Below are 26,316 nucleotides of genomic sequence, written 5' to 3'. Positions count from 1 at the left end.
ACGCGGCGGCAGCTACAACCCGCTGGCCGGCTGGTTGGTTTCCCGCAGCCGGGTTTCCACGGCTCGTATCACGCCAGGCAAATCGAGCGGTTTAAGTTGCGTAGCCGATAAAAATGCCTGCCAGGGTTCCAGCTCTGAGGCGCGCCAGAAAATAGCGGGTAATGGTTCCTGAGCCAGTTCCGGCAGTTGCTGCAGCTCGTCGCGGTGCAGGAATTGGGTCCGGGCCGGCAGTTGCTGCAGAAACTCGCGCCACTCGGGGTACATGGTGCGCGCACCGTAGGTGATGGCGCACAGCGAGCAGGGGTAGGTGGCCGGCGAGAGGGTTTTGTGCAGGGTATCCAGCACCCCGTTCAGCCAGCCGCCATTGGCGTTGTAGATGAAGAGTAATTCCGGTTGGGGAGCTTTCACAGTAGCCAGGAAGAGATTATTGCCGCGGGAGATTGGAGACGAGACTTGGTTAGCCAAACGCTTGGCTGGCCTGTTGGCAGGGTAAATTCCACACGAGTTATTTCTTCATATCCTCATTAATTCATTTCATCCGCTGACCAAATGAATTAATGACGCTGTCTAGAAAGTGCTAAGAAACGGTCCTGCTTCGGCAAATTCAGTATGACCGTTTCTACTTAATTCGGCTACTATCTAATCAGCTTTAATGGGTATCCGGATAGGATGTGCTTTTTAGTTTTACTCAGTGAACTCACAACATTATGCCATTACCTTTACGGTCCTCAATACTGCTACCCCAGTTATACGCTAACATGAAAGCATTTTTTACCCTGGCTGCCGGCACTTTACTACTGCTCGCGAGCTGTGGCAAAGACGCCGCTTCCCCAAAATCGGAGCCGAAGCCGCGCCTAGATGGGCAGTTGGTCGGCACATGGAAAATGGTACAGGTTTCGCAACGCACCTTCACCCGGGCCGATGAGCTGGTGAGTGAGTGGAAAAATGACGTAGCCGATAAAGATACCCGGTACCTGACGTTTTCTGCCAATCCGGACGTAATGCATTGGCTGGAAGTGTATCCGGATTCGGCTGTTACAGGCCCCTATACCTACCGACACACGCCCAACCAGCTCTCCATTGACAGCGTTCATATGACGATGCCGTTGCAGAACTGGGTGGAAAACTATAGAATCCTGGAGCTATCCGATGAGAGGATGATACTGGAGATGCGCCAAGAGCGGGGTATTCCCTACTATCACCTGTTTGCTATGTACTTCAAGCGGCAGCCCTGATATGCGCCGCGCAGCCACCCGCAGCGCGTGCTACTGCACCAGCACGCGCTGCATCCCGATGAGTTGGTTCGGGGCTTCCAGCCGCAGGTAATATACTCCGGCGGGTAGGCCGCGCACGGGCAGCGTGGCACTGGTAGCGGCCAGATTGCCTGTGTACTGCTCCTGTTTCACCTGCCGACCGACTGCATCCAGTAGCACCACGGTAACCACGCGCATGGTCGGCTGCGCCGGTATTGTAAAGTGCAGCTGATCATGGGCGGGGTTAGGGGCCACCCGTACCTCACCAGTCAGCGTCGGCTTCAGGGTGGACAGCGGCAGAAACGGAGCCATTTTTACCAGCCAGAAATTCACTTGCCCGATATTATCTTCGCTCTTGTCCCCATACCGGAACGAGTAGGACCAGCCGCCCAGTAGGCAGCCTCCGTCCCGGGTAAGCACCAGGGCTTCCAACGCGTCCAATGACGTGCTGCCGTAGCGCTGTTCCCGCACCAGACGGCCCTGCAGGTCGAGCTGCAACAGCCAGTAATCATCATAGCCCCAGCAGGGCTGCGTTTTGTCGCCGGAAACCGGTGACCAAGAGCTGGCTCCCACCAGATAGCCACCCGGAATAACGCGCGTTGCCCCCATGATGTCATCCTCCTGACCGCCAAACCGCCGCTCCCATTGCAGCGTGCCGGCGGCATCTATCTTCACCAGCCACAGATCCTTCTTACCCCGACTGGTCTGGGTTTTATCGCCCCCGATACCGGAGCTTGTGGTGCCGCCCAGCAGATAGCCGCCATCCGGAGTTGGCTGGCAGGAGCGCAGTTCGTCGTCGCCCGGTCCGCCGTAGGCCCAGTCCCATTCCTTCTGGCCCAAAGCCCCGATTTTCACGATCCAGTAATCGTAGCCGCCCCGATCAGGCTGCGTTCGGTCATTGAACACGCCCCCGGTCGCAGAGCCCGCCAACAGAAAGCCCCCATCGGCGGTCGGCTGCACGGTCTGCAATTTGGTGGCCGGCCAGCGTAGTCCTGAGCCGGCGCGATAGGTGCGGATCCAGTTGGTCTGGCCGTTCGCCGATAATTTCCAGACTCCATAGGCGTTATCGGACTCTCCCGCGAGTAAATATCCCCCGTCCTGCGTTTCCACCAGGTTGGTCAGGTGCTCCGGGGAGCCCGTACCCAGCGTCACATCCCACTGCTTGACCCCGGTTGGAGAGGTCTTGATTACCCAGAAGTCATAGTCACCGAAGCCAAGCTGGGTTTTATCACCTCCCATCGATTCTTTTCGCGAATCCCCGCCGATTAGGTACCCGCCGTCGCTGGTTTGCAGCAGAGCCCACGCTTCATCGTATCCATCCCCACCGTAGCGCTGGTCCCACTGGGGCATACCCTGGGCATCCAGCTTCAGCAGCCAGTAATCGGTACGGCCCTGGCTGCCCTGCGTACGGGTGCCAAATGCATTCGACGTGGACTGTCCTCCGGCCAGGTAGCCACCATCCTGGGTAGGGATGAGGGTATGCAGTTCATCAGCTCGGTCCCCGCCATAGGTCTTGTCCCATTGCTTAACAAAGCCAGGCGTTTGTCCCAGCGAGTGAACCCAGCAACTTCCTATAAGCACTCCTGTCAGGAGCACCCTATAAACGGAAACCTGTTCCAAAAAAGCTGATAGAATTGCCCTGCGGGTAGATGGTGGAGAATCGGTTTGGTAGTGCTGTGAGGCTGGCATACAAATTATTCAATGGAGAGGTATTATAGCTTCTTATAAGTAATGAGACGCTAAATTATGCTTTCTATAGGTCCGCATGGGCTTTGTACACAAAATACAATGCGGGTTCAGGAGTAGTATGGCAGAAAGGGATGCGTGAAAAAAGAGCAGCGACGCAATACGGTGCACGAACGGGCAGAAGATGTCAGCCAAAATGGGGGAGCAGTCAGGCTTTTTTGGCTGAATTCAAACCACTCACTTTCGCAAAAAATCCGTAAACGACAGCTGCTCATACGCCTTGCCGAACCGGAGTTGGGCAGCCTGCACGGTGGCGTCCCGTTCTATTATCTGCCGGGCCACGTTGTCGTAAGTAACGGCCCCGGCCGGCGTAACTACCCCGAACCCGTCGGTGAAGCAGTAGAAGGCCAGGCCGCCAGGCCAGGCGGTCGGGGCGGGGGCCAGCAGGTCGCGGCTCCAGCGGAAGTTGGAGGCGGGTAGTTGCAACTGGCGCAGAAGGGTAGCGGCTACGTCGGTCTGGCTGCCGAAGGTGCTGATGCTACGGCCCTGGGCCGTGGGGCGCAGCGCCCCGCCCGTGAGCAGCAGCGGCACCCTGAATTTCTCGGGGGCGTGGTTGGGCGTGTCGCCGGGCTGGGGATGGCCGTGGTCGGCTACCAGCACTACCAGCGTATTCTGCCACCACGGCTGCAGGCGGGCCTTATTTAGAAATTGGCCCAGCACGTGGTCGGTGTAATACACGGAGTTACGGAAGCGGCTGGCCTCATCGATACCCGGGAAACGGGTGCGCATGGGCACGTCGAAGGGCTCGTGGCTGCTGAGGGTAAAGGCCGTGACGAAAAACGGCGGCCGTTGCCGGGGTAGCTCCTGCAGCATGCGTTGCAGCAGCACGTGGTCGTGGGCACCCCACTTCGAGTTCTGGTCCCGGGGAGCAAAGTCCGCGCGTTCCGTCAGCCGCTCGTAGCCAGCCGTTACCAGGTAGCTTTTCATGTTAGCAAAAGCCAGCTCGCCGCCGTGGTAATAGGCCGTGCTGTAGCCCTGCCCGCGCAGTACCCGGGCCAGGTGAGGCAGGCGCTCCGTCTTGCGCGGGTACTTTATAATAGAGGTAGCCGGCTGGTTGGGATAGCCCGAAAGCAGCGCCACCAGGCCCTTCTGGCTCCGGTCGCCGGCCGCGTAGATGTTCCGGAACGATATATCCGTGCGGGCCAGGCTGTCGAGGGTAGGCGTAACGCCCGCTTCCCCGCCCAGGTGGCCCACCAGCTTGCCCGTGAAGCTTTCCAGGATAATGAACAGCACGTTGGGCCGCCGGGTGCGCAGTAGCGTGGTGGTATCGGCCGGGGCAGGGGCGTAGAGCGGTTGCACCAGCCGCTGCGCTGTTGAGTCGGCCATGAACTGGTAAGGGTTCGGACCGGCGTTCTGTAGAAACAGGGAGTTAACCACGTTCCAGGGTACATTCACCGCCGCGTGGTTGGCGAAGGGCACGCTGGAAAAGTACACGTCGCTCTGGTTCACCGGAATCTGCTGCAGCCCGCCGCGCAGAGGGACTACCAACAGCAGCAGGTACAGCAGCCCCGCCAGCGCCGCCCGGCCCCGGCCAAAACCGGCGGGCAGGGCCGGTAACCGCCCCACTATCTTCTGATAGAGCCCCCAGCCCAGCAGCAGCAACCCGGCAAACGCGCCCAGCAGCAGCAGCACCGGCGCAGTTCCCGCCGAGGCAGCAGCTTCCTGCGGAGTGCTCAGGTATTGCAGCGGAGTGGCATCGAGCCGGAAACCCCAGGCGCGGTACAGTTCCAGATCGGCCACGGTAATCGTGGCCACCACTACGCCGGCCACCGCCGTGAAAAACCGCAGCAGCCGCTCCAGCGGAAACTTCGGCCCCAGCAAACTGCCCACCGAAAACAGCAGAAACGGCACAAGGCACAGATACGCCGTGGCCGAAGCATCCAGCCGCAGCCCGTAGCCAAAAACCCGGGTAACTGTTGCCGGGCTCAGTGTAACCGTGCGGGTAGTATGGTACAGCAGAAAAGCGGCCTTGGCCGTTACAAAATACGCCAGCCAAAAAAGGAAATAGCGGGGCTGAAACGCGAAGCGGTTTTTCACACCCCAAAGGTAGGCCGCAGGCTGCTAGTGGAGAAATTGGTGGCAGGAGGAAGCTGTATGAATTAGAAGGGGCAGCGGGAGTGTGATAGGTCAATGAGTTATTTATGTGTTAATTTTTGTCTGTATAGCCTAATAATTGATAGGGGTAGGGAAGGGAAACAAGTTGTTTATCGAAAAAGTAGTGCAAAAAAAGAGGGGTGTATTGCGAAATAGTGTGATTTGCCTGTACCTTTGGCTTCATAACTCTGATTTATCTCTCACGCCTTCCTCTAGCATGGCAATTCTTCGCTTCAAAGCTCTCGAATTAGTTGACCAGCGCCAGCCGCTGGCCGTCACCGTTTCCGGTGAGCGTCGCTCCGATACGTTCGGCAAGAACGTGTTCAACCTCGACGCCATGCGGGCAACTATGCCCGGCGAATACTTCAAGAAGCTGCAAGCGGCCATCAAGCAAGGTTCGCCGGTTGAGCGCAGCGTGGCCGACGCCGTGGCTTCGGCCATGAAAACCTGGGCCATGGCCAAAGGTGCCACCCACTACACGCACTGGTTCCAGCCCCTGACCGGTGCTACCGCTGAAAAGCACGACTCGTTCTTCGATCTGAACTCCGACGGCCGGCCGATTGAGAATTTCAAAGGCTCGGCGCTGGTGCAGCAGGAGCCCGATGCGTCGTCGTTCCCCAACGGCGGTATCCGCAACACCTTCGAGGCCCGCGGCTACACGGCCTGGGACCCCACGTCGCCCGCCTTCATCATTGAAACTGCCGGGGCCAAAACCCTGTGCATTCCTACCATATTCGTTGCCTACACCGGCGAAGCCCTCGACTACAAAGCCCCGCTGCTGAAGTCGCTGGCCTCCCTGGAAAAGGCTGCCGTGGATGTGTGCCAATATTTCGATAAGGACGTACAGCGCGTGCACACCACGCTCGGTATCGAGCAGGAGTACTTCCTGGTGGACCGCGCCCTGTATAACGCCCGCCCCGACCTGGTCATGACCGGCCGTACGCTGTTCGGCCATGCTCCGGCCAAAGGCCAGCAGCTGGAAGACCACTACTTCGGCTCTATTCCGGCCCGCGTGCACGCCTACATGCTGGACTTCGAAGAAGAAGCCAACAAGCTGGGCATTCCGCTGCGCACCCGCCACAACGAAGTAGCCCCGCACCAGTTTGAGTGCGCCCCCACCTTCGAGGACGCCAACCTGGCCGTCGACCACAACCAGCTGCTCATGGACATCATGGAGCGCGTGGCCGACAAGCACAACTTCAAAGTGCTGCTGCACGAGAAGCCCTTTGCCGGCGTAAACGGCTCGGGCAAGCATAACAACTGGGCCATGAGCACCGATACCGGCGTGAACCTGCTGGCTCCCGGTCGTCGCCCCAAGGAGAACCTCCAGTTCCTGGCGTTCTTCATCACCACCATCAAAGCGGTGCACCGCTACGCCGATTTGCTGCGTTCCAGCATTGCCTCGGCTAGCAACGACCACCGCCTGGGCGCCAACGAAGCCCCGCCGGCCATCATGTCGGTATTCGTGGGTTCGATGCTGGATTCGGTACTGGATGAGCTGGAGCGTACCGCCAAAGTGCCCCTCGACAAAGGTGACAACATCTACCTGAAGCTGGGTATCGACAAGATTCCGGCCATTCTGCTCGACAACACCGACCGTAACCGTACCTCGCCCTTCGCCTTCACCGGCAACAAGTTTGAGTTCCGCGCCGTAGGCTCCTCGGCCAACTCGTCGTCGGCCATGACCACGCTCAACGCCATCGTGGCCGAGCAGCTCATCGACTTCAAGAAGTCGGTGGACAAGCTCATCGAGCAGGGCAAGAAAAAAGAAGTAGCCATTGTGGACGTGCTCCGCGAGTACGTAATCAGCTCCAAGAGCATCCGCTTCGAGGGTAACGGCTACTCCGATGAGTGGAAGGATGAAGCCGCCGCCCGCGGCCTTTCCAACGTGCCCACCACGCCCCAGGCCCTGGATGCCATTGTGGAGGAAGAAGCCGCCGCGCTGTTCGAGCGTCACAACATTTTCTCGCACGTGGAGCTGCACGCCCGCCACGAGATTCTGCTGGAGGACTACATCAAGAAAATCCAGATTGAGAGCCGCGTAATGGGCGACCTGGCCGTAAACCACATCATTCCCACGGCCGTGGCGTACCAGACCAAGCTCATTACCAACGTGCGCGGCCTGCGCGAGCTGGGCCTCGATGATGAGAACACGCAGGTAACGCTGGATACCATCAAAGCCATTTCTCGCCACATCACCACCATCAAAACCCAGGTGGATGAGATGATCAACGCCCGCAAAGTGGCCAACAAGATTGACGATACGCGCGAGCGGGCCGTGGCCTACTGCGACACCGTGAAAGCACATTTCGACACCATCCGCCGCTCGGTAGATAAGCTGGAGCTGATGGTGGCCGATGAGGACTGGCCCTTGGTAAAGTACCGCGAACTGTTGTTCCGGCACTAAGTCCGAGGTCAGAATCGGGCCGGAGTTGGGTGGGAATTTTCTCCGCGCCACGATTTCAGAAAAGCCGTTTCCGGGTGGGGACGGCTTTTTTTTGTGGGCTCACGTCAATGTGTCGTTTTGAGCTTTAATAATACATCATGCAGCATCGTCTTATGACGTGGTAGGCTGCGCAGGAGTTAAACCATACCCAAACCATACCCATAACCTGCCCTATGACTCGCTCCAGACCGGGCTTTTATAATAAGTTTCGCATCCATGTATACCTGCGCCGTCCCCGGCCTGATGGCTTTTATCAGGTCCGGATTGTGTGCTATTTCCATGGTACTGATTTTTCCGTTTCGCCTGGGCTGCTTATCCTGCCTGAGCGGCAGAAAGGCCGTAAGGTCGAGCAGCTGTTTGAGCCGAAAACCGGACGTGTTCTGTCAGACCACCCGGAGGCGGAACACATCAACGACGAGTTGAACAAGTGGGAAAAGACGCTCCGGGATGCGTTCCGCTCACTGGCCGGGCCGCTGGGCACTACGCAGGTAACCCGGGCCATGCTGGAAGAGGCGGTGTACGGCCCAATGGCCGGGGAGCCCACCGCGCCGCAACCTGCTCTGCTCTCGCCGGCGGAACTCACTATCAGCACGCACTACGCGCAGTGGCAGCAGGAAAACCAGGGCCTGCACTCGGCTTCTCACCTGCGCCACTATCAGCACGTGGTTGATCAGTTGGAGGCCTGGAAGCCGGGGCTATTGGCCGGGCAGTTGACAGAGCAGCTGGTGCGCGACTGGCGGAAGAAGCTGGTAGATCGGGGGGACTCCGATGGCAGCATTGCCGAGCATTATAAATTCTTCCGGCTGCTGGCCACGCGCATCGGCCTGAACCCGAAAGCGCCCTGGCTACGCTATAAAGCCCTGCACGCGGTGCAGCTGGACCTGACCCGCGAGGAACTGCACCAACTCATTACCGTGCGGCTCGACGACGCTCGGCTGGCAGAGGAACGGGACCGGTGGCTGTTGCAGTGCCTGTCGGGTCGGCGTGACTCCGACGTACGCTCAATCAGTGCCCAGCAGATTACCGAGCTGCGCACGGCCGACGGTCAGACCGTCGCCGCGTTGCGCCACTACCAGGGCAAAACGGCCGCCGAGGTGCTGCTGCCGCTGCCGCCGCTTGCTGCCCGTATCGGCCGACGTTGGGGGTGGGACTTGCCAGAGCGGGTAAACCGCCGGCGTACCGGCCTGATCAAGGAGGTAGCTAAACTGGCCGGCCTGAACCGTCTGTTCAACGATGCGAAGATTTCTAACGGTGAGGTGCAGGACAACTACCGACCGGTGTGGGAGGTGATTGGCACCCACACAGCGCGACACACGGCCGGCAGCCTGGTACTGGAGTTTAGCGCCGGTGACAAAAGCATTGCGTCCTACCTGCTGGGCCACGCGCAAAACGCCACTAGCACGGATATCTACGCAAAGGACAAAGCCCGGCGAGTGGCAGTGCCGCTATTGGAAGCCTGGAAGCAGATTCTGGGTCCATACTACGATGCTGACCCGCCGGGCTGGGTAGATGCAGAAGATGGGGGGCCGCTTCGGGCGAAGGTGTACATCACGAAAAAGAATCGGAAACCCCGAACTGAATAGGCGAAAAGAAAGCCCAGCCGTTGGCGCGGCTGGGCTTTCAGGAGCTGTCAGTGTTCGGCCCTGACAACTATAGAGGTGTGTACGAGCAGGCAATATAGGCGTTAGGTACGAATCCGGTACCAGCCGGGGCGGGCCCGGCGCTTCAGCTTAACCACGCCCATACACCAATACCGAACAGGGTGAGTGAGTAGGCCACACAACCATTTACCAGCAGGTTCTGCAGCAGTTGCTTGAGTAGCGGACCGGCGACGTTCACCACCTGCCGGTCCTCATAGGCCGGCGGCGCAGTTTCATCCGGGGCCCGAACCTGCTCCCAGGCGCGGCGCCACACATACCGGTCGGGAAAGTAAGCGGCCTGCGGATTCCAACTGACGTGGTAGCGGCCCACATAGGGCAGGTTGCGGGCCTCATTCAGGCGCGGGTTGAAGTCGTAGAGCCAGTAGGCAGCCTGTAAAATGAGTAGGCCGGCCATGCTCAGACCGAATGGCAACCAGTGGCCCCAGGTGGGCAAGCTGGCCAGCCCTGCAATCAGCACCATCACGATACCCCGCACGGTGGCCCGTTGGCGGTGGAAGGTGCGCAGCAACGTATCAACGGCCCCGGCCTGCACGAACCGACGCACATCGAGCTTTACCCAGATGCGCGGGTGCAGATACGTCAGCAGCCAGGCCAGCGGGTGAGTGAGTAGCAGCCAGAGCATTACTTGCGGGCAACCAGTGCGGTATCGACTACTTCCCAGCCGTTGGAGTCGGTTACCATCCGAGGGGTAGGGAACAGATACTCCGGGTCAGGTGCGACGGCCGTTGTTGGCGTGTTCCGGCATGCTACAGCAGTCAGGCTCGCTGCCATCAGCAGCAATATGACAGAGTAGGTACGGTTCTGGCCAGCTTTGTCATTGAGTGTTTTCGGGCGTTTCCGGTAGTCGAGTACCGCATTGACCACGTTGATAGCCAGCACGAACAGGAAGCCGATCCAGTACCAAGTAGCTTCCAGCGAATTGTAATTTTCGCTCTGGGCGGCATGGTGCCACCACGCGCCAACGGCAACGAGTAGCAAAAGCAGAGAAATACGGGCAAACCAGTCTTTCATAGCAGTAAGTAGTAAGTGGTTAAAGTGTAATGCGGGAAAGCCAGGAGGCCACAAATACTTCCTGCGTAGGGCTATTTTCGGCCAGGGTCAGATAGAAGCTGCCACGTTTGATGGCAAAGGCTTTGCGGAGCAGGGCCGGAGTAGGGTGGGCATTCAGCACGGCCACCGTAGCCGGGCCAATCTTCCCGTCCACTACCAGGTTGGTGCCGGAGTTGCGGTTGGTCACATTCGCCGCCTGCTGTAGCAGCGTAGCCGACCGACCGGGTCCGGCATTCACGCCGAAGTCATACACTGCGTTGGCCAGCAGCTGATCTGTTATACTATCCAGTTTCAGCACATCCCAGAACTGAACCTTGTAGAAGTTGGCCGCCAAAGCTTTAAGCTGTGTGCTGTTGTTGGCTGTGCCGGGGAAGCCCACCTGCTTTTTCAGCGTGTCTACAATCTGCCAGCCAGGCCAGTTAGGATGGAACCGGCGGGCAATCCCCAGATGGGTTTCGCCGCCCCGGTCGGCGGGGTTGTTGGCGTAGCCGCCTTCATTCTTGGCGGTAATAGCGTGGGCAATCTTGAAATCAGCCATATCAGTAGACTTTAGGTGCTGGTTGTTCAGCCTCCGGAGTAGTTCCGACGTTCAGGTTTTCCGCATCTACCTTGGCATTCACAGTGGTAGCCGGCTTGATCTTGCTGGCCAGCTGCACCGCACCCCCGATACCGAACAGGATGAAGCTGCACTCGAAGCAGTGGGAGAGGGCATCGTTATCGATGCGGTCAGCGGCCCGCATAAACAGGCCGAACAGCGCCACCACCCAGGCCAGAATCTGACGGGAGGATAGCACACCCTCGCTTTCCCAGATGCTGAGCACGCGCTTTGGCGTCAGCTCTTTGCGCAGCCACAGCCAGAGCAGCAACGCAACCAGCAGCCGCACCGCGTAGAGAAAGAAGGTATCGGGTAGGGTAGGTAGGTTGATGCTCATGGGAATACCAGGCTTTTAAGGAGTAGGATTGCTTTCCACAGCAGGCCCCGGCCGGCCACTACCACAGCCAGCCAGAACTGCCAGAACTGCCAGAATTTGCTATCGAGGTAGACCAGCCGCTCGTGTATGTTCTCTGTGACGTGGGAGGGGTATTCCACCCGTTGCGGCGCTTCGACGATGGAGAATCCATACTTGCCGTTGTTGCCCCGCTCTATCTTGAAGGTGATACCGTAGGCGGGGAATTTGACCAGCGTATCCGGCAGGCAGGCCCGGGCGTTGAAGGCCTGCAGCACTTTGGCCCGGAGTCGAGCAACTTCGGCTCGCAGCTCACTGTCCGCTTTTTCCGATTGGACCAGCAGCTGCAGCGCCTGCAAAAGAGAATCCCGTTCGATTCGGTTGCGGGCGGTATCTGCCTGCACCGGCACTTCGACGTACACCGTTTTGCCGGGTATCTCTTTTGTTTCGGTCCGGGTGATAGTGCGGGTAATGGCCCGGCCGGGGTATTTGCGCAGCAGCTGATCCAGCACGTCCAGTTCCACCCCTGGGGCGTAGCGGCCGGTGCTGGTGTCCGGAGGCACCACCGGCTGCTGCTTGAGGTCCTTCAAATACTTGTTCCACTGCCGAAGCCGGCGCGTTTCAGGTGAGCAGCTGCCGAGCACCAGCAGGAAGGCAAAGAAGAGAATGAGTCGTTGCATGGCAGGTGTTGGTTAGTTGGGCGCGGGTACTTTTTCCATCCGGGTCAGTATGTTTTCCATTTCAGCCAGTTTGGCGGCGCGGGCCTGCTCGTAGGAGGCGAGCCGGGCGGCCTGTTCCGCTTCCCGCTTGGCTTTGTCGGTCTGGTAGTCGGCGCGAAGCGCGTTCAGGTCGGTGCGGAGCGTCTCGATCTTGTCGGCGTTGGCCGATACTTTGCCTTCCAGGGCTCCGTATTTGTAGGAGAAGGTGGCCAGTGAGCCGATAACGCCTGCCAGCAGACTCAACAGCGGCATAATCCACGGCGGAAAAGAGGGTTTTTGTTCAGCGGGCATGGATGTTCGGCGGCGGAATAAGCTGATATTATTGTATGTAAAATACATACAATAAGTTGAGTAAAACAAAAAGCCCCGCCAGGTGGGGCGGGGCTTTTTGTTTTACTTGATCAACTTCTCTTCGTGCCACTCATCCCGCACGACCTGAATATCGCGGTGTAAGCGGTCGATTAAGGTTGCCACCCCAGGGGCGGATACTGCTTCGCTATGAGAAGTGGACGCATTGAAGTGCTGATGCACCAGGGCGATACTGCGAAACGCTGTATTCAGTTGGCAGGTGATTTCTTCTTGAGTCATGAGTTGAGCAATAAACTACTGCCAAGCTATCGTGTCACCTCGACAGTATCCATAACTTTCGGTAAGTGCGCCTAACTAGCGGATAAATCCACCGGATTAGCCGCTGCAATCCAGATATCTTCAATGCGGCAGCCGCGCCAGAACCAGGCCAGCGACTGGTAAATAGTCTTTTGCTCGGCCCGGTACCGCTCAGTGCTCAGGATAACGTCCTGCGCCCGGGTAGCTCCCTCCAGCACCAGGATGGTGCGGGTCTGCTCGAAGATGAGGCGCAGGTACTTGCCGGTCTGGGCGCGGGTATCGAAAGCCGGGTTGTCCTGCGGGCTGTACAGGTTGGCCCCGAACTGATCCACGCCGTTGTTGCCGGTGCTCACCTTCACGTAGCTGCCAAAGTGAATGTCTGGCAATTCGTTGTCGTAGTTCGGCACCCCGGCCCGGCCGCCGAATATGTAGTTATTTACCCCACCGTTCGCCTTTGCTCCGTTCAGGGCGGCTTCCGTTACCTCGGCCACATCCACCAGCTTCCAGCGAAAGTAGCCTACCACGGCATGCGTGGTATCGTTGCCAATGGCATAGCGTGCCTTGGCGAAACGGGCTACGTCATCAATGCCGCCGGTAGCTGTGAGCGTGTTGGTATTCGACACGGTGATGCCTTGCGTCTGGGTAAACTCCTGCTTCCGTAGCGTCAGATACGGATAGTCCGGATCGGCATTGGAAACCGGCGGCGTAGTGCCCCCGCCACCAGTGGCCGCGCAAACCGCATTAGCTGCGGCCAGGGCTTTGCTATTAGCATCAGCCAAATCAACAAACGAGTACGCCTGCCGCACCGCTCCGCAGCTCGCCGTTTTTGGGGCTGATACATAGGCTTTCTGAATGGACTCACCCAGCCAGAGGCTTACAATCTGTTTCGCCTCCACCATAGCAGAGTAGAAATCGTCATGGTGCTCGTCCTGCCGATTGTAGCCGGCCGCATCATACGTTTTCAGCACCAGCTTCGCGCTGGGGTAGTTCTGCACCAGCGAGGCAATGTTGGCCCGCGCCTGGGAAAGACTGGCCCCCGCCACCGTTTGCGAGGCTACGAGGCGGAATACGACCATCGAGCCAGCGGGAATGTGCCCGCCATCTACCAGCGCATTCAGGATGAGTGTCCAGTCTGTTTCCCAGCTGGCCAGGTTACCATCCGTTTCGCCCTGACGGATAACGCCGCGCACTGTGGCCGCCGTCCACGGAATACCACGCGCCGTGAAGTCAGCCTTCAGGGTGGCCAGGCTGCGCACCAGAATATTGAAGACGTTGTTCGTGTCGGAGTTATTGGCATCCGGACGGAACGTCGAACTGGGCTGACCATCAGCATAGGAAATAGCCCCGCCGAAGTGGCCGGAGCTGCGCTGTTGCAGCTCCCAGGCCAGGGGGGTAACGCCACCTACCTGCGTTAGAGCAGGGTTACCAGCCTGTAACGGGTAATAGCCTCGGTCATTCACGCCGAGCTGAATGGGCATCATGCCGCCGTTTACAATGGCGACCTCTGAGCGGGTCAGCGGGTCAGAGATGCCCGGAAACTCGGCCAACTGCCCGGTTGGCATGGTGCTTTGCAAGGCCTGCTTGGAGCCGTTGCTTTGGCTGTAGCTCCAGAAAGCGATGGACTGCGTGCCCGGGGCTACCGGTGCCACCGGCGTAGCACTGGCTACCGTGCCCGCCGCGTTCCAGCCGACCGAGTTGTGGGCCTGCGCCCGGAACTGGTAAGCCGTGCCGTTGGTGAGGCCGGTGTAGGTATAGCTCAGGCTATTTGTCGTACCGTGGGTGAGCCAGTTGGTTGAGCCCTGAGCCCGGTACTGGTAGCGGTAGTTGTCTATTGAGGCCCCACCGCTGGCCGGGGCCTCAATCACCGCCGATACCTGCGCATTGCCGGGCGTCAGGTCGATTTGCGTCACATCGGCCGGCACCGTGGGCACAGGCGTAGTGCCGGCATCGACTACCGTAACCGGGCCGGGCCACGTTGCTGTAATGGCTGGATTTGAGCCCACCAGCCGGGCCATCAGATTCGAGTAGGTACCGGCCGGAACGCCAGTAAAGATGATTTGAAACGAACCATCCGGCTGCGTGATGCCCGTTTGCCATGCCCCGGTTGCTGGGTTCTGAAATTCAATGGCCCGGGTGGTGTTGGCCCGGACAGCGCTCATTTTTATTGTGTTGGCCATGACGCTAAGAAGCGGTTACAGTGAAAGAGGGAATGGCATCAGAGCCTTGCACATCCAGGAAAGTGATGGAGCCAGCATCCGCTACAGGACCAGTGAAAGCCACGGTATTACTTACTGGGGTACCAGCCGGCCGGCTACCGCTGGCTACCACGCGGCTGCGAACGGTGCCAACTGCGTGCGGCCCGGTTATGCCCGGGAAATACACCCGCCCGTTCTGCACATAGGCATCGGTCCGGACCGAGTAGCCGGCCGCTTCCGCCGATTTTTCCAGTTCATAATCGGAGGCCGATGGAAACCCTGTCACCAGCGAATGCGAGAAGATGTTGCTTACATCATCCGTTTGCGGATTGCGCGGGGCTTCCGGAGCGGGCTGGGACGTAGCCGAAATCAGCAGCTTCCCATTCACCACCGACAGCGTAATACCAGGACCCTGCTGGGTGATGGAGGCCAGAATGGCGGCTGTCAGTGCTTGGCCACCGCCAGTCAGCGCAGTATCCGTGTCGCTGGTTAAATCGTACGTTACGTCCGTAACCGAGCCGTTCGATTCCAGCCGGGTGCCGATGGCAGCCAACTGCGTGCGGCTTACCGCTGCTACAACGACCGGCAGCTTCCCCACGCCCCGGCCGGTCACCTGGTACTGAGTGCCCGGCACGAGCTTGCCGGCTCCGGCCGCCGCCAGCAGGTCGGTGCGCGAAGCCGCTACCTGGAGCACGGCAGCCTGTGAGCCACTGGCTGCTGGTAGCTGCGACTGCTCAATGCGAAATTCGTTCTGCAGCGACGGCACACTGATGATGAACAGCGTGTCATCCGGTAGCGGTGTACCCAGCGGCCACGGGTCGAGCCCATCCAAATACTGATTGGCCATGGTGTTAATGGAGTTTAAGGAAGCCGCCTTGACGCAGCACGAATAGGTTGTCATCTGTGGCAGGCAGCCCGCCATTGTCTGTGCCGTTACCAGTACCGAAGCCTTCCAGCAATTCCAGCGTTACCGAGCCCGCCGACAGCGGAAACGTGCGCAGCTCCGTGCCCTCATAGCCGTCCGGGGCCAGCACGGCCCGGCCCTGTACCCGGACATCATCCAGGCGGAAAACCAATGTGAGCTGCTCATGCAGCCAGTCCGGTAGCCCGGCCGTTTCCAGCACCAGCTGCCGGTGCATAGTGGAGGAAAGCAGCGTCGGCACCCCGCTGCTGGAGCGGTGCACCGTGGCGTCGCCGGCCGGCTTGCGGCGGAAGAACGTACCCGGCACCCGCAAGCGGCCGGCCATGCCCGATGTCCAGACCATGCCGTAGGCGTTGTCGCGGTTGCGATAATCAACTACCACCGTGTTTTCGTGCTCGGTTGCCAAGTGCAACGGCTCCGAGACGGCTACCACGTCGGCTTCGGTAGCATCGGTGCCGCGCAGCTTTACTTGGTAGTCGCCAGCGGTGAGGCCGGCCAGGTTCAGTGTGGTTTCCCAGACGTTGAAATCCACGATGTCCAGCTGCCAACGGGCGGCTACGTCACCGGCCACCGGCTGCCAGGGTCGGTTGAGCACCAATACTTGTTCGCCTTCCTCTGTGTAGGCCACTTCCCGCACGCGGTAGGTGCCGGTAGTACCTTCACTTAGCATCAGGCGAGCGGCCCGGCGCAACGATACCGGTAGGCCACCGGCCTCCGATACCAGGTAGGTGAGCCCCCCGGTCCACTCGCGCAACGATACTGGCAACGGGTCTGATAAGCCGGTCAGGCGCTGCACCAGCGCCAGCGGCTGGGTACGCACCAGCAGCCCGGTCTGGTGCTGGTAGATTTCAGCCTGCACGCTGGTAAAGTCGGTCTGCACCTGCAGGCGCAGCACGTCGCAGAACTGTACTTTCTGCCGGAACCGCGGCCGCATCTGCTGCCCGGGCCGGGATTGGTGGCAGAACAGCACGTTGTCCAGCGTCTCAAACACCGCGCAGTTATCGGTGGCCTGCTCAAGCACGAAGCGCAGCGGGTTCAGGCGGGGCACCCGGAACACCGGACGGCGTACTGGCGGGGCGTAGGTGCAGCTACCATCTTCGTAGCGGGCGTTCGGGTTGAAGTTGTTAGCGGTCCGGTCGGTGCAGCCGCCGACAACGGCTGCTACCAGCCGGAATTCCTGCTCCAGTACCTGCGCAACTGGTACGGAACTGTCGGTGACGCGTGCCAGGTAGGTGGCCGGCGCGGTAAGGCCGGATACTTCCACCCATCCGTCTCCATTCAACTGCCCGGTACGCGCCGGGCCGGGGCCGATAATTTCGTAATTCAGGGGCGCGGTACCGCCTTTCGTGTCGAGCTGCACCCGGCCGGTGGTCTGGCCAGGGGCGGGCGAAAATGGCGTTACCCGCTCCCAGGCCAGCGCCCCGAAGCCGCACTCGGTGGAGTTCGGCGTGTCCTGTGGGGTGATGAGGCCGCCGCCCACGTGGATATAGGCGCGGCGGGTGGTGCCGAAGCATTCTGCATGAATTTCACCCAGCACCTCCACATCTTCCGGAATCGGCTCGGTGCTACCCTGCCCGGTGTAGCGGGAATAGCGCGGGTTCTGGCTGCCGTCGCGGTACAGCACGGTGCGGGCCACGGTGTCAAAATCCCACGTCTCCACCAAGTAGAGTTCAGAGGAAATTTGCGGGTCCGGGTCCTGTACGACCTGCTCAAACGTGTAAGCTGTTCGGTAGCGTTTGTAGGCCATGTCAGAGGGAGAGCGTGTGGCAGCGCAGCAGGGTAAAATCCGCCTGCTCGCGGCTAAGCGAGTGTTTGAAATCCATAATCCAGCCTTCCTGCCACTGCCCGCGCTCATCCTGGAACCGGATGCGGCCCCGTGGATTGGCCAGCACGGCCGCCGCCTGGGTGCGGGTGCACGGTGCGGTAAACTCCCAGGACTGAGCACGCCACAGCGGCGCGCCCAACTCGGCTACCGGAATGTCGGCCCCTTCCACCACGGCCGTTTCGCCAGGCAGGCGGGTGCTCAGGGCGTTGTTGCCTTCGCCAAAGCTGAAGCGCAGCCGGCGACCCTGCTGGAAACGCAGGCCTGCCGCCAGGGCCGGCCCGTGGCGCCACAGCATGCGAGCGGGGGAGAGGCGCAGGTTGTAGGCGGTATCCGGCGAGTACAGGCCCGATACCTCGGCAAACAGTTGGTTGCGTTCGGTCTGAAACCCGCCTAGCGGGGCCCGCAGCAGGCAGATGAGGAAGTTTTCGTTATCGGCCCGGTCGTCGGTGGTAGCGGTGGCGTCGTAGCGCTGCCGGCGGGTGCTTTCCAGGTAGAAGCCGGCTGTGATGTAGCCGCCCACGGCATCGTAGGTGGCATCGGGCTGCACCAGGGGCAGGGCCCATTCGCGGGTCGCGTTGAACTCATCCAGTCCGTTCAGGCTCTGGGTTTGCCACTTCTGCCAGCCGGCTTTGGCTGTGATGTAAGTGCGGTCCGGCTGCTCTTTCAGCAGCAGGTTGCTGGTGAGCGTGCCGGCGGTATCGGGCAGGTAGTCCTGCACCGGGGCGGCCAGCGTCAGAACAACTTCATCCGCATAGAAATAGCTGGCCTGCTCTACCCGCACTACCTCGGTCCCGTCGGGCAGCCGTTCCGTGCCGTAGCCCAGCCAGTGGGCGGCGTGCAGCGAATCGAACAGGTCTTTCCAGGTGGCATACACTGATTTGAGCAAGAGCGGAAACCCGCGCACCTGGAAGCCGCCGGTGACCATGGTCAGGCTGCCCGGGCCGTCGGCGGGGTAAGCCGGCCGGGTATCGGTGCGGCCGTAGAACGCGCTGCGCAGCGCCACCGGCTGATCGGTCAGGGCCTGCGCGAGCCGGTCCAGCGCCTCATACACCAGCAGTCCGGCCGCTGGAGTAGGGTCGGTCTGCGTGTCGGCGCTCATCTTGAAGTAGGAGCCGGCCTGCATTTCCAGGAGCACCGTGAAGTTGTAGGGGCCGATGGCCGGGCCGCTGATGTCGTACACGTGCAGGCGGCCATACAGGTAGATCCGGTCGCCGATGTTCAGGTTACGCGTGAGGCGGTAGGCGGCGGTCAGTTGCTTGCGGTACTCGCCGGCAATGCCCGAATCCTGGAAGGAGAACAGCTCGACCGGCGGCTCATCGTTGATGCGGAAATACACCTTGCCATCCGCCTTGTCGAAGTCGCCGCGGCCGTTCTGCCGCTGAATCCGCAGCAGGCACAGGATGGTAAAATCGATACTGAACAGCCCTCGCTCTTTGGTGGTATACACCGGCACTTCCGGATTGCTGTTGCCAGTGGGCATGGTGACGGTGCCGCCGCCCACTTCCTGCACCCCGAACTCATCCACGGCCGCCGGCCCGAAGCCGAAATACATGCTTTTAAAACGGCTTTCGCCATCGGTCACATAGTCCGGGAAAGCCGGCGGCGGGTCAGCCGGTGTTACCACTTCGTAGCGCTGGCTGATAGCTTTACTATGTAGCTCTACCGTGGTAGGCGCAAACGCGGGCAGCGCGTTACCGCTTACTGACTCGCGACCCAATAGGTCCACGGTGGTATCCAACCGGTTCAGGAACTTGATGGTGAAGCCCGTTTTTTCCGCGGTGCACCGGAACTCGGTAGCAGTCTGCGTTGCATTGCTCAGGTCCAGCGGGCCCTGGTAGTAGGTTTCCCAGTAGAACGTGTTGGAATCGTATACCTCAACCAGCAGGGAGGCGCTGGCTTCCACGCCGGCCACGTCCAGCAGCTGCGCCAGGTAGGCGCGCCCCTCTTTCACGAAACCCAGTTCCACGGTGTATTCCGTGGTCATGCCGTGGTACTTGCTGTCGCGGTGCAACTGTACGCCCATATCCTCCCAGCCGATAGGGTCCACGCTCTGCCGTTGCGGGCCCAGCAGCTCGCTCAGCAGGGTAAAGCGCAGAAGGGTCTGGTTTTGGTCGAGCATTATTGTATGTAAAATACATACAATAAGCTGAGGAAAGCAAAAGCCCTGACCGGTTATGGGTCAGGGCTTCCCAAATCTATGGCAGTGTTATACGCCAGGGATGGGTCGTTTTTGTTGAACCCATTTGCGTAGTATGAAGTACGTGTCCCAGCCAATTCGATAGGCAATGTCGTTTTTGTAGCCTTTAGGGTCAGGATGCTCTGAATCAGGTTGATTGAATTTGTTTGATTCATGGCAAAGGCCCCGTTCATGCATAAACTCATGACATAGATTTACAGCTAGGGCATAGGCTCTGGGCAGTTTTCGCATGTCGTAACGGATAGTATAATAGTTTGCAGTTGTTCTGCCTGTGTGCGGATACGTATATCCCAAGGCACCTCCGGATTTCATCCGTAAATAGATACCCCAGGACGGCTTTTGTCTTGCAAATATTCTATCGTACAGCTGCTGGCCAGTAATACCGTTAGGAGAGTGCTTGTCTCGTTCTTCCCAGTCGCAATAGTTACTATTAGGGAACTTGACATTCTTGTACATGCTCTGAAACTTAGCGGAATTAAAAACCGCATTCATGATAGCATACGCACTGTCAACGCAGGATTTATAAGCAGGCCCATAATAAGAATTCTCTTTATCAACCGTAATCTGAATTCTCCTTCCTTGTCCGTAACAACCTAGGCTTGCAAAGAAGAAAGCCAGTAGTATGAGGTGTTTCATAATGTAGAGGTGCTTTGCCCGGTTAGATGGTGAATCGATAACTGAGTAGTTAATATATGATTATTTTATACATAATTTATATTATATTGATGATGCTGCTCCATTTATTCTCGGTGCTCTCGCTCCATCTTCTTTTGCAGCCAACCCAGCCTCGCGTGAAACTGGAACAGGGGAAGGGTACCAGCGTCCGGGGTGCCGTGCTCGGCCATGATAGCGCATAAATTCTCAAAGCTGCGGTGCAGGTGGGTAAGCACGTTGTCCGGGTCGCCGTCGGAAAACTGATCGGGCCGGATCAGTTCCAGCATCCATGCATCTACTTCCTGCACGATGCGCAGGTGGGTAGCATCCTCTGTAAGCAGGTAGTCGCACATTGCCAGGGACCGGCGCTTCTGTTGGCTGGCCATGGCCAGCTGCTCGCCTTCCTGCTGCCGCTCCGGAAATAGGGCGGTTAGTTCAGCTGATATTATGCCATTGTGGGAATAATGTATGTAATTTACATACATGAGCAATGCCATCACTTACTCTGACTTGTTTGACGGCTTGGGGCCGGGGGCGCAGGAACTGCTGACCTTCACTCAGAACGTCAAAACCCTCAGCGCCGCCTACCGCGCCTTTTCCAAGAGCGTGGAGGGCGACTCTCAACGCCTCACCACGGGCCTTGCGGCTATCCAGACGGCCAATCAGGAATTGACTGCCCAGGCCCAACAGGTCAACATCCTCAACCGGCAGAGCCGGGCCGGGCTGGATGCCCTCAGTGAGGCGGCCTCCAAGCTAGCCCTGCGGCAGTGGGAGTTGAAAGAAGCCCAAGCCGGGCTGAACGCGGTGCGCCGCAACGCCAAGGAAGGCACCGACGAGCTGACTCAAGCCCTGCGGCAGCAGCAGCAGGCCCTGAAAGCCGCGTTTGCCGCCAAGGATGTAGAAGGGGCGCGCGTCGCTGCGCAACGTATCCTGGACCTGAAACAGGAAACGCTGGAGCTAAGTCGGGCCCTACGTGGTACCAGTAGCGTGTTTACGGCTACGCAGGGCAGTTACCGGGCGTTGGAGGCGGAAGCACGCCGCTTAGATGCGCAACTCAAATCCTTGGAAGGCGGCATAGAGGGAAACAGTGAGGAGGCCCAGCAATTACAGAAGCGGCTGGCTGGCCTGAACGACAAGCTGCGCACCTTTACCCAAGAAACCGGCATTGGCTACCACAATGTGGGCCGGTATGCCGAGAGTCTGCGGGAAAGTGTTTCCGCCCTGGTGCAGCAGCAGCGCAGCCTGGAGGCGGATAGCCAAGCTTTGCGCACACAGGCGCGCGCTACAAGCTTGTCGGCAGAACAGCAGCAACGCTTGCAGCAGGAAATCCGCAACACAGATACTGCCTTGGAAAAGGTGAATGGGGAACTGCGCAGCTACGGCGTGGGCGTGCAGCAGAGTCAGCAGCACACCAGCGGCTTTGCCGCTGGCACCCAGAAAGCAGAGGCCGGGCTGTTGGGCTTGCTGGGTTCCACTGTATCCGCTTATGCAGGCTTACAGGCCCTAAGTCAAGCCGTGGGCGCGGCCTACGATGACTACTTAGCCTTTGAAGCAGCGCAGAGTAGCTTGGCTGCCATTACCGGCGCGACGGGCAAAGACCTGGAGTTCTTTGCCGACGCGGCCCTGCGTATTGGCCCAGCTATGGGCAAATCGGGAGCCGACACGCTCAAAGCCTTTGAGTTGATTGGTTCTGCCCAGCCGGAATTGCTCAAGAGCAAAGAGGGGTTGGTGGCCGTGACCGAACAGGCGCTGCTATTGGCCGCTGCTTCCGGGGAGGCGCTACCAGATGCCGCCGACTCGCTGACTTCCGTCATGAATCAGTTCGGAGCCACGGCCCAGCAAGCCGGCCGCTACGTCAACACGTTGGCTGCAGGGGCTAAGGAGGGGGCCGCGACCATCGGGCAGACTGCCGCTAGCCTAAAATATGCGGGTGTAAATGCGGCCTCCGCTAATCTGAGCATCGAGCAAACCGTTGCTCTGGTGCAAACGCTCGCGGAGCGCAGTATCAAGGGCGAGCAGGCGGGTGTGAACCTGCGCAACGTATTGGCAAAGCTGGCCAGCGGCGCGAAGGAAACCAATCCGGAAATGGTGGGATTGGAAAAGGCGTTGGACACGCTGGGCAAGCGCAACCTGAGCACTGCCCAATACACCAAGCTGTTTGGGCTGGAAAACGCGAATGCGGCCAAGATATTGGTTGAGGGGCGCGAGAAGGTGCGTAGCCTCACCACGGCACTAACGGGCACGCAGACGGCCACCGAGCAGGCCAGCAAGCAGATGGATAACGCAGCGGCAGCGGGTACGCGCCTGAAAACGGTACTGCTCAGTGCGGGCTCTTCGTTTCTGCGTGGCTTTTCCCCGATGTTTAAGGATGCGGCCAACGGGCTGGCTGACTTCGTTGCCAGGTTGACGGGGCTGAAAAAGACGGTGGAAGAGCAGGTGCAGGTGTCGGGGCGGTTGATTCAATCCAACCAGCAGCAGGCCGCCTCTGCGCAGCAGTTGCTCAATCGGTATGAAGAGTTAACGGCGAAGGGGGTGAAGCCCACCACCGCCGAGAAAAAGGAGCTGGACTTAATAGCTCTGAAATTAAAAGATACCGTTGGAGAGAGCGCCTTAGTATTCGACAGAGAGACCAATTCATTGAGGGTGAACAAGGAGGCAGTAAAGGAGCAAATCAAACAAAGATTCCTACTTGCAAATCAAGAAGCCAGTACGTTAGTGTTGCGAGCAGAAGCAGCAAAAAAGCGGATAGCAATAAGCGAAGCAGAAACCGCTAAGCTTAAGGTTGTGCTAGATAAACAGCAGGTAGCGTTGGAAGCTGCGGGAGTGAAATATGCTAAGCGAGAAGCACAGGGCCTGCTAGGTAGTAGCAAAAAGGTATTCACTCGAATCGCAGATGACAAAGCACCAATTTCGAAAGCTGAAACTAAAGCTGTTAATGACTATAACTTTGCTCAAAACGACCTTACGACCTCAATCCGCCGCCTCAGCGAAGCCCAGGCCGAGTATAACCGCTACATGGCCGAATTAAAGAGCCTCGGTTTCGATGCCGCTTTCATTCAGAAAACCCTCACCGGCGCCACCGACGCCACCACCAAGGCCACAAAGGACAACACCCAAGCAGTAGAGGACAATGCGGCCGTGCTGGATCGAAACGCGAAAGCCCAGGCCGAAGCCCGCAAAGCCCGTTTGCAAGAACAGGTGCAAGAGCAGGAACGGCGCATTGCCCAGGCCAAGAAAGCTCAGGAGGAAGCCAGCCGCTTGTTTGAGGCCAAGAACCTGAACGGGGAAGCCTACACGCAGCAGGTGCGGGGTTTGCAGGAGCAAATTACCACCGCCGAGCGCTCAGCCTCTAGCCTACGCATCCGCATCATTGGGGAGGAAGCGGCGGCTAAAAACGCGGAAATCAATAACGAGCTGACTGGCATTCGCACCAAGCGCAATGTCTCGAATGCCGAGGTATTGGATGCGGAAAAAGCCGCGTCGGCAAAACGGCTGGTAGTGGTACGCGAAACCCGCATAGCGGTGCAAAAGGAACTCGACAGCCTGCAAGAGCGGCTGACGGTACCCCCTATTGAATTCCATGTCAACGGCATCAATCCCGATGATCTGGCAAAGGTAGAACGCGAACTAGACCTGAGCAGTGAGCGGGCCTTGAAACGGATGCAAGAGGATGTAGAGGAGCGCAAGCGTCTCTACGACCAGGACGCGGCCAACAAGCAGGCGGCAGAAGAACGTAAATGGCAGATTGAGCAAGCCTCGTTGGACCTAGCCTTTCAAGGGCTGGAAGTCTACGCGCAACTACAGGCCGGGCGTAACGCCACTATTCTAGATAACCTGGAACAGCAAAAACAAGCAGAGTTGCAGGTAGCAGGGGAAAATGCGGAGTTACGGGTACAGATTGAAGCGCAGTTTGATGCCCGGATTCGAGCGGCCAAGCGGAAGGATGCCCAGGATAAGCGACAAGCGGCGTTGTTTGAAATTGGGCTTTCCACAGCCATAGCTGTGGCCAAGTCGTTTGCGGAAAGCCCGGCCACCTTTGGTTTACCATTTAGTGCGTTTGCCTTGGCTGCTGGCGCGTTGCAGGTAGCCACTGTATTGGCGCAGCCCCTGCCACAATACTTTGTAGGGCGCGACGGCGGCCCGGCTGAATGGGCCTGGGTTGGCGAACGGGGACCGGAGTTGGTGACCACGCCCAGCGGCCAGGCTCAGCTGTTCAGTCAGCCGACGGTAACGTATCTGCCGGCCGGAGCCGACGTACACACGGCCGACAAAACCCGGCAGCTGCTGGCCTCTGTACCCCGACTACGGGAGCCTGCTGCCGTTGCCCAGCAGGAGGCTAAAAGCGCCGTTGCCTATGCTCACCGCGTGCAACAGCAGGATGTGCAAGCTACCCAGATACGCGATATCCGCATGGCGCAAATCATTGTTGAGGGAGTCGTGAATGGCGTTGTAAGTGGGGTTGTAGGTGGAGTACGACAGGCTATCCACGAACGACCAGAGCAGCGACTAACAGATCGAGGCTGGGAGTTATTTACAAAGCGTGCAGATCACACTACTCGGCATATTAATCAGCGGTACAAGCGGAATGGGTAGGTAGCACTAGCGTGCTACTTCTTGCACTTGCCCGGATTTGTACACCACCAATTTACGCTCTGACACGCCCTCTATCTCGCCCTTCGTTCTATACTGGACAGTTAGAGTACTTCCCAGTCGGTTAGTATCCGTCATACTTAACAGACGAAGTTTTTGATCGACAATCTTCAGACGCTGTTCCGAAATGCTCATTTGATCCAGTTCGCTTGCCGCAGCCTGATGTTGCTTGTCAAGGTCTGCTAACTGTCTTTCCAGCACCTGATTCGCCACATCATGGGCGGAATCAGCCCGCGTGTAAGGCGTTACAGCCCCAAAGGATTGTATAGAAACATTCCCTTGCTTTTTAACGGCTTCGGCCGCCAAGCGCTCCACCTCGTTTTTGGGTTCTACTTGCTTACGCTGGCAAGCTACTAGCAGGATAAGGAACGGCAGATAGAGGCGTGCTTTCATCGCCCACAAACTACAAAAAAGCCCTGACCTAAGGTCAGGGCTTTTTCATGCTTAAAACAATTATTGTACAATAGAACCCAGGCTGTATCTTCCCTAGTATGAGAATGCCGCTTATCGCTTCTCTATTCCCAGAAAGCAGTATCCACTATCACGCATGGAAGATTTAGAATTGATCCGTACTTGGCATAGACGTATACAAGCCATTTATGCCCAAGAGTTTCTTACCAGCATTCGTGGTATTGATGATGAACAGCGCTACCAACACAACAATGTGAACCTGTATGAGCGCTACTACCAGGTAACAAGTCAAAGCCGGAACAAGCGTGAGGGAGACTCCTTCAACAGGGAGTATATCATAGACGACTTGACCTACCTTTCCGATCAAGTTCTGTATTTCACAGCGGAAGTTTACTTGTATGCTCCATACATAAACAACCCATTGGAGCATGGCATTCAACCACCTGGTTATTCCCGCGTGCTTTACCCCAACTATCAGAATCTTCCCGCTAAGCGTTTCGACATGTCGGCGGAGACTGCTTTCGAGAAATTGTATGGTTATTGGAACCGGTTAGCAAACTTGATTAATTACTTTCTGCCTACTCCTATTGCGGAGAAGAAAGTGAGCTTTTCAGTAGTGGTTGATGCGTTAGAGCAACAGACTAGTTATCAAGACAACGAAGGATTAAAGTGGCTGGTCGCCTTCAAGAAGAATGAGTACAAGAAGTTCCTGGACAAGCGTAACCCAGTGGTTCACCATCTCACCACTGCAACAGCATTTAGGTTCAATCACCTAAACGCACGCGACAAAGAGACGCTGGAACTCTTAATGCAAAAGCGTTTCTCCACGCCCAACTTTCTAAAACAAAACTTGCAGTTGTCGATTGAGTCCTTCGTTCACACGCTAAATCTACTAGAGGAAATTAATCAAGTAGACCATACTGATTAGATAGCTACAATG

The 26,316-nt window shown here is 58.3% G+C and carries 22 protein-coding genes; 5 read left to right on the top strand and 17 right to left on the bottom strand.

The window, feature by feature from the left end; translation table 11 throughout:
* Positions 1-12 precede the first annotated feature (12 nt).
* Positions 13-408, bottom strand: coding sequence for a hypothetical protein (locus tag EI291_RS05660; protein ID WP_125418839.1), 396 nt, complete (start codon positions 406-408; stop codon positions 13-15).
* Between the two features lie 350 nt (positions 409-758).
* On the opposite strand from EI291_RS05660, the gene EI291_RS05655 reads away from it, so the two are divergent.
* On the top strand, positions 759-1,235 hold the full coding sequence (locus EI291_RS05655; RefSeq protein WP_125418838.1) for a hypothetical protein: 477 nt from the start codon (positions 759-761) through the stop codon (positions 1,233-1,235).
* A gap of 30 nt (positions 1,236-1,265) precedes the next feature.
* Here EI291_RS05655 and EI291_RS05650 read toward each other — a convergent pair whose 3' ends face one another.
* Together EI291_RS05650 and EI291_RS05645 are read right to left on the bottom strand one after the other, a co-directional pair.
* The gene (locus EI291_RS05650) at positions 1,266-2,849 is read right to left on the bottom strand and encodes a T9SS type A sorting domain-containing protein (protein ID WP_170172527.1); all 1,584 of its coding nucleotides are present in this window, start codon (positions 2,847-2,849) and stop codon (positions 1,266-1,268) included.
* Between the two features lie 327 nt (positions 2,850-3,176).
* Entirely contained in the window at positions 3,177-5,036 is a 1,860-nt protein-coding gene (locus EI291_RS05645) for an LTA synthase family protein (RefSeq protein ID WP_125418836.1), read from the bottom strand.
* 274 nt (positions 5,037-5,310) lie between these two features.
* Here EI291_RS05645 and EI291_RS05640 point away from each other — a divergent pair, with 274 nt between their 5' ends.
* On the top strand, positions 5,311-7,500 hold the full coding sequence (locus EI291_RS05640) for a glutamine synthetase III family protein (protein WP_125418835.1): 2,190 nt from the start codon (positions 5,311-5,313) through the stop codon (positions 7,498-7,500).
* A 212-nt stretch (positions 7,501-7,712) separates the two neighbouring features.
* Positions 7,713-9,122, top strand: a complete 1,410-nt coding sequence (locus tag EI291_RS05635; protein WP_125418834.1) for a site-specific integrase — start codon at positions 7,713-7,715, stop codon at positions 9,120-9,122.
* Positions 9,123-9,264: 142 nt separating this feature from the next.
* Here EI291_RS05635 and EI291_RS05630 read toward each other — a convergent pair whose 3' ends face one another.
* The 13 genes from EI291_RS05630 to EI291_RS05570 all read right to left on the bottom strand — a co-directional run bounded on the left by EI291_RS05630 (position 9,265) and on the right by EI291_RS05570 (position 20,800).
* Positions 9,265-9,822 carry a hypothetical protein gene (locus EI291_RS05630; RefSeq protein WP_125418833.1) on the bottom strand — a complete coding sequence of 186 codons (558 nt, stop codon included), beginning with the start codon at positions 9,820-9,822 and terminating at the stop codon, positions 9,265-9,267.
* Positions 9,822-10,211: a hypothetical protein gene (locus tag EI291_RS05625; RefSeq protein ID WP_125418832.1), complete on the bottom strand. Its 390-nt coding sequence runs from the start codon at positions 10,209-10,211 to the stop codon at positions 9,822-9,824. The genes EI291_RS05630 and EI291_RS05625 overlap by 1 nt, the downstream gene beginning before the upstream one ends.
* A gap of 19 nt (positions 10,212-10,230) precedes the next feature.
* Entirely contained in the window at positions 10,231-10,788 is a 558-nt protein-coding gene (locus EI291_RS05620; RefSeq protein WP_125418831.1) for a glycoside hydrolase family 108 protein, read from the bottom strand.
* 1 nt (position 10,789) lies between these two features.
* Positions 10,790-11,182, bottom strand: coding sequence for a hypothetical protein (locus EI291_RS05615; protein WP_125418830.1), 393 nt, complete (start codon positions 11,180-11,182; stop codon positions 10,790-10,792).
* A complete protein-coding gene (locus EI291_RS05610; RefSeq protein ID WP_125418829.1) occupies positions 11,179-11,877 on the bottom strand; it encodes a hypothetical protein in 699 nt (232 codons plus the stop codon). The genes EI291_RS05615 and EI291_RS05610 overlap by 4 nt, the downstream gene beginning before the upstream one ends.
* Positions 11,878-11,889: 12 nt before the next feature.
* A complete protein-coding gene (locus EI291_RS05605; protein ID WP_125418828.1) occupies positions 11,890-12,207 on the bottom strand; it encodes a hypothetical protein in 318 nt (105 codons plus the stop codon).
* Positions 12,208-12,309: 102 nt separating this feature from the next.
* Positions 12,310-12,504, bottom strand: a complete 195-nt coding sequence (locus EI291_RS05600; RefSeq protein ID WP_125418827.1) for a hypothetical protein — start codon at positions 12,502-12,504, stop codon at positions 12,310-12,312.
* Positions 12,505-12,575: 71 nt separating this feature from the next.
* Complete coding sequence (locus tag EI291_RS05595) at positions 12,576-14,699, bottom strand: fibronectin type III domain-containing protein (protein WP_125418826.1); 2,124 nt, start codon at positions 14,697-14,699, stop codon at positions 12,576-12,578.
* Between the two features lie 4 nt (positions 14,700-14,703).
* A complete protein-coding gene (locus EI291_RS05590) occupies positions 14,704-15,564 on the bottom strand; it encodes a hypothetical protein (protein WP_125418825.1) in 861 nt (286 codons plus the stop codon).
* 4 nt (positions 15,565-15,568) lie between these two features.
* Positions 15,569-17,386, bottom strand: a complete 1,818-nt coding sequence (locus EI291_RS05585; protein WP_125418824.1) for a hypothetical protein — start codon at positions 17,384-17,386, stop codon at positions 15,569-15,571.
* Position 17,387: 1 nt separating this feature from the next.
* Positions 17,388-19,583 carry a hypothetical protein gene (locus tag EI291_RS05580; RefSeq protein WP_125418823.1) on the bottom strand — a complete coding sequence of 732 codons (2,196 nt, stop codon included), beginning with the start codon at positions 19,581-19,583 and terminating at the stop codon, positions 17,388-17,390.
* Positions 19,584-19,670: 87 nt separating this feature from the next.
* Positions 19,671-20,297, bottom strand: a complete 627-nt coding sequence (locus EI291_RS05575; protein WP_125418822.1) for a hypothetical protein — start codon at positions 20,295-20,297, stop codon at positions 19,671-19,673.
* A gap of 104 nt (positions 20,298-20,401) precedes the next feature.
* Positions 20,402-20,800: a hypothetical protein gene (locus EI291_RS05570; RefSeq protein ID WP_170172526.1), complete on the bottom strand. Its 399-nt coding sequence runs from the start codon at positions 20,798-20,800 to the stop codon at positions 20,402-20,404.
* A gap of 289 nt (positions 20,801-21,089) precedes the next feature.
* Between EI291_RS05570 and EI291_RS05565 the strand changes: the two genes are divergently transcribed.
* Positions 21,090-24,908, top strand: a complete 3,819-nt coding sequence (locus EI291_RS05565; RefSeq protein ID WP_170172525.1) for a phage tail tape measure protein — start codon at positions 21,090-21,092, stop codon at positions 24,906-24,908.
* Positions 24,909-24,914: 6 nt separating this feature from the next.
* On the opposite strand, the gene EI291_RS05560 is transcribed toward EI291_RS05565, so the two are convergent.
* Entirely contained in the window at positions 24,915-25,358 is a 444-nt protein-coding gene (locus EI291_RS05560; RefSeq protein ID WP_125418819.1) for a hypothetical protein, read from the bottom strand.
* Between the two features lie 154 nt (positions 25,359-25,512).
* On the opposite strand from EI291_RS05560, the gene EI291_RS05555 reads away from it, so the two are divergent.
* Positions 25,513-26,304, top strand: a complete 792-nt coding sequence (locus EI291_RS05555; protein ID WP_125418818.1) for a Cthe_2314 family HEPN domain-containing protein — start codon at positions 25,513-25,515, stop codon at positions 26,302-26,304.
* Positions 26,305-26,316: the final 12 nt, after the last annotated feature.

Origin of the sequence: Hymenobacter rigui, from assembly GCF_003944715.1 — a bacterium.
In the GTDB taxonomy this organism is placed as follows: domain Bacteria; phylum Bacteroidota; class Bacteroidia; order Cytophagales; family Hymenobacteraceae; genus Hymenobacter; species Hymenobacter rigui.
The sequence above is the reverse complement of the archived record's forward strand: the minus strand, read 5'-3'. Positions and strand labels throughout refer to the sequence as shown.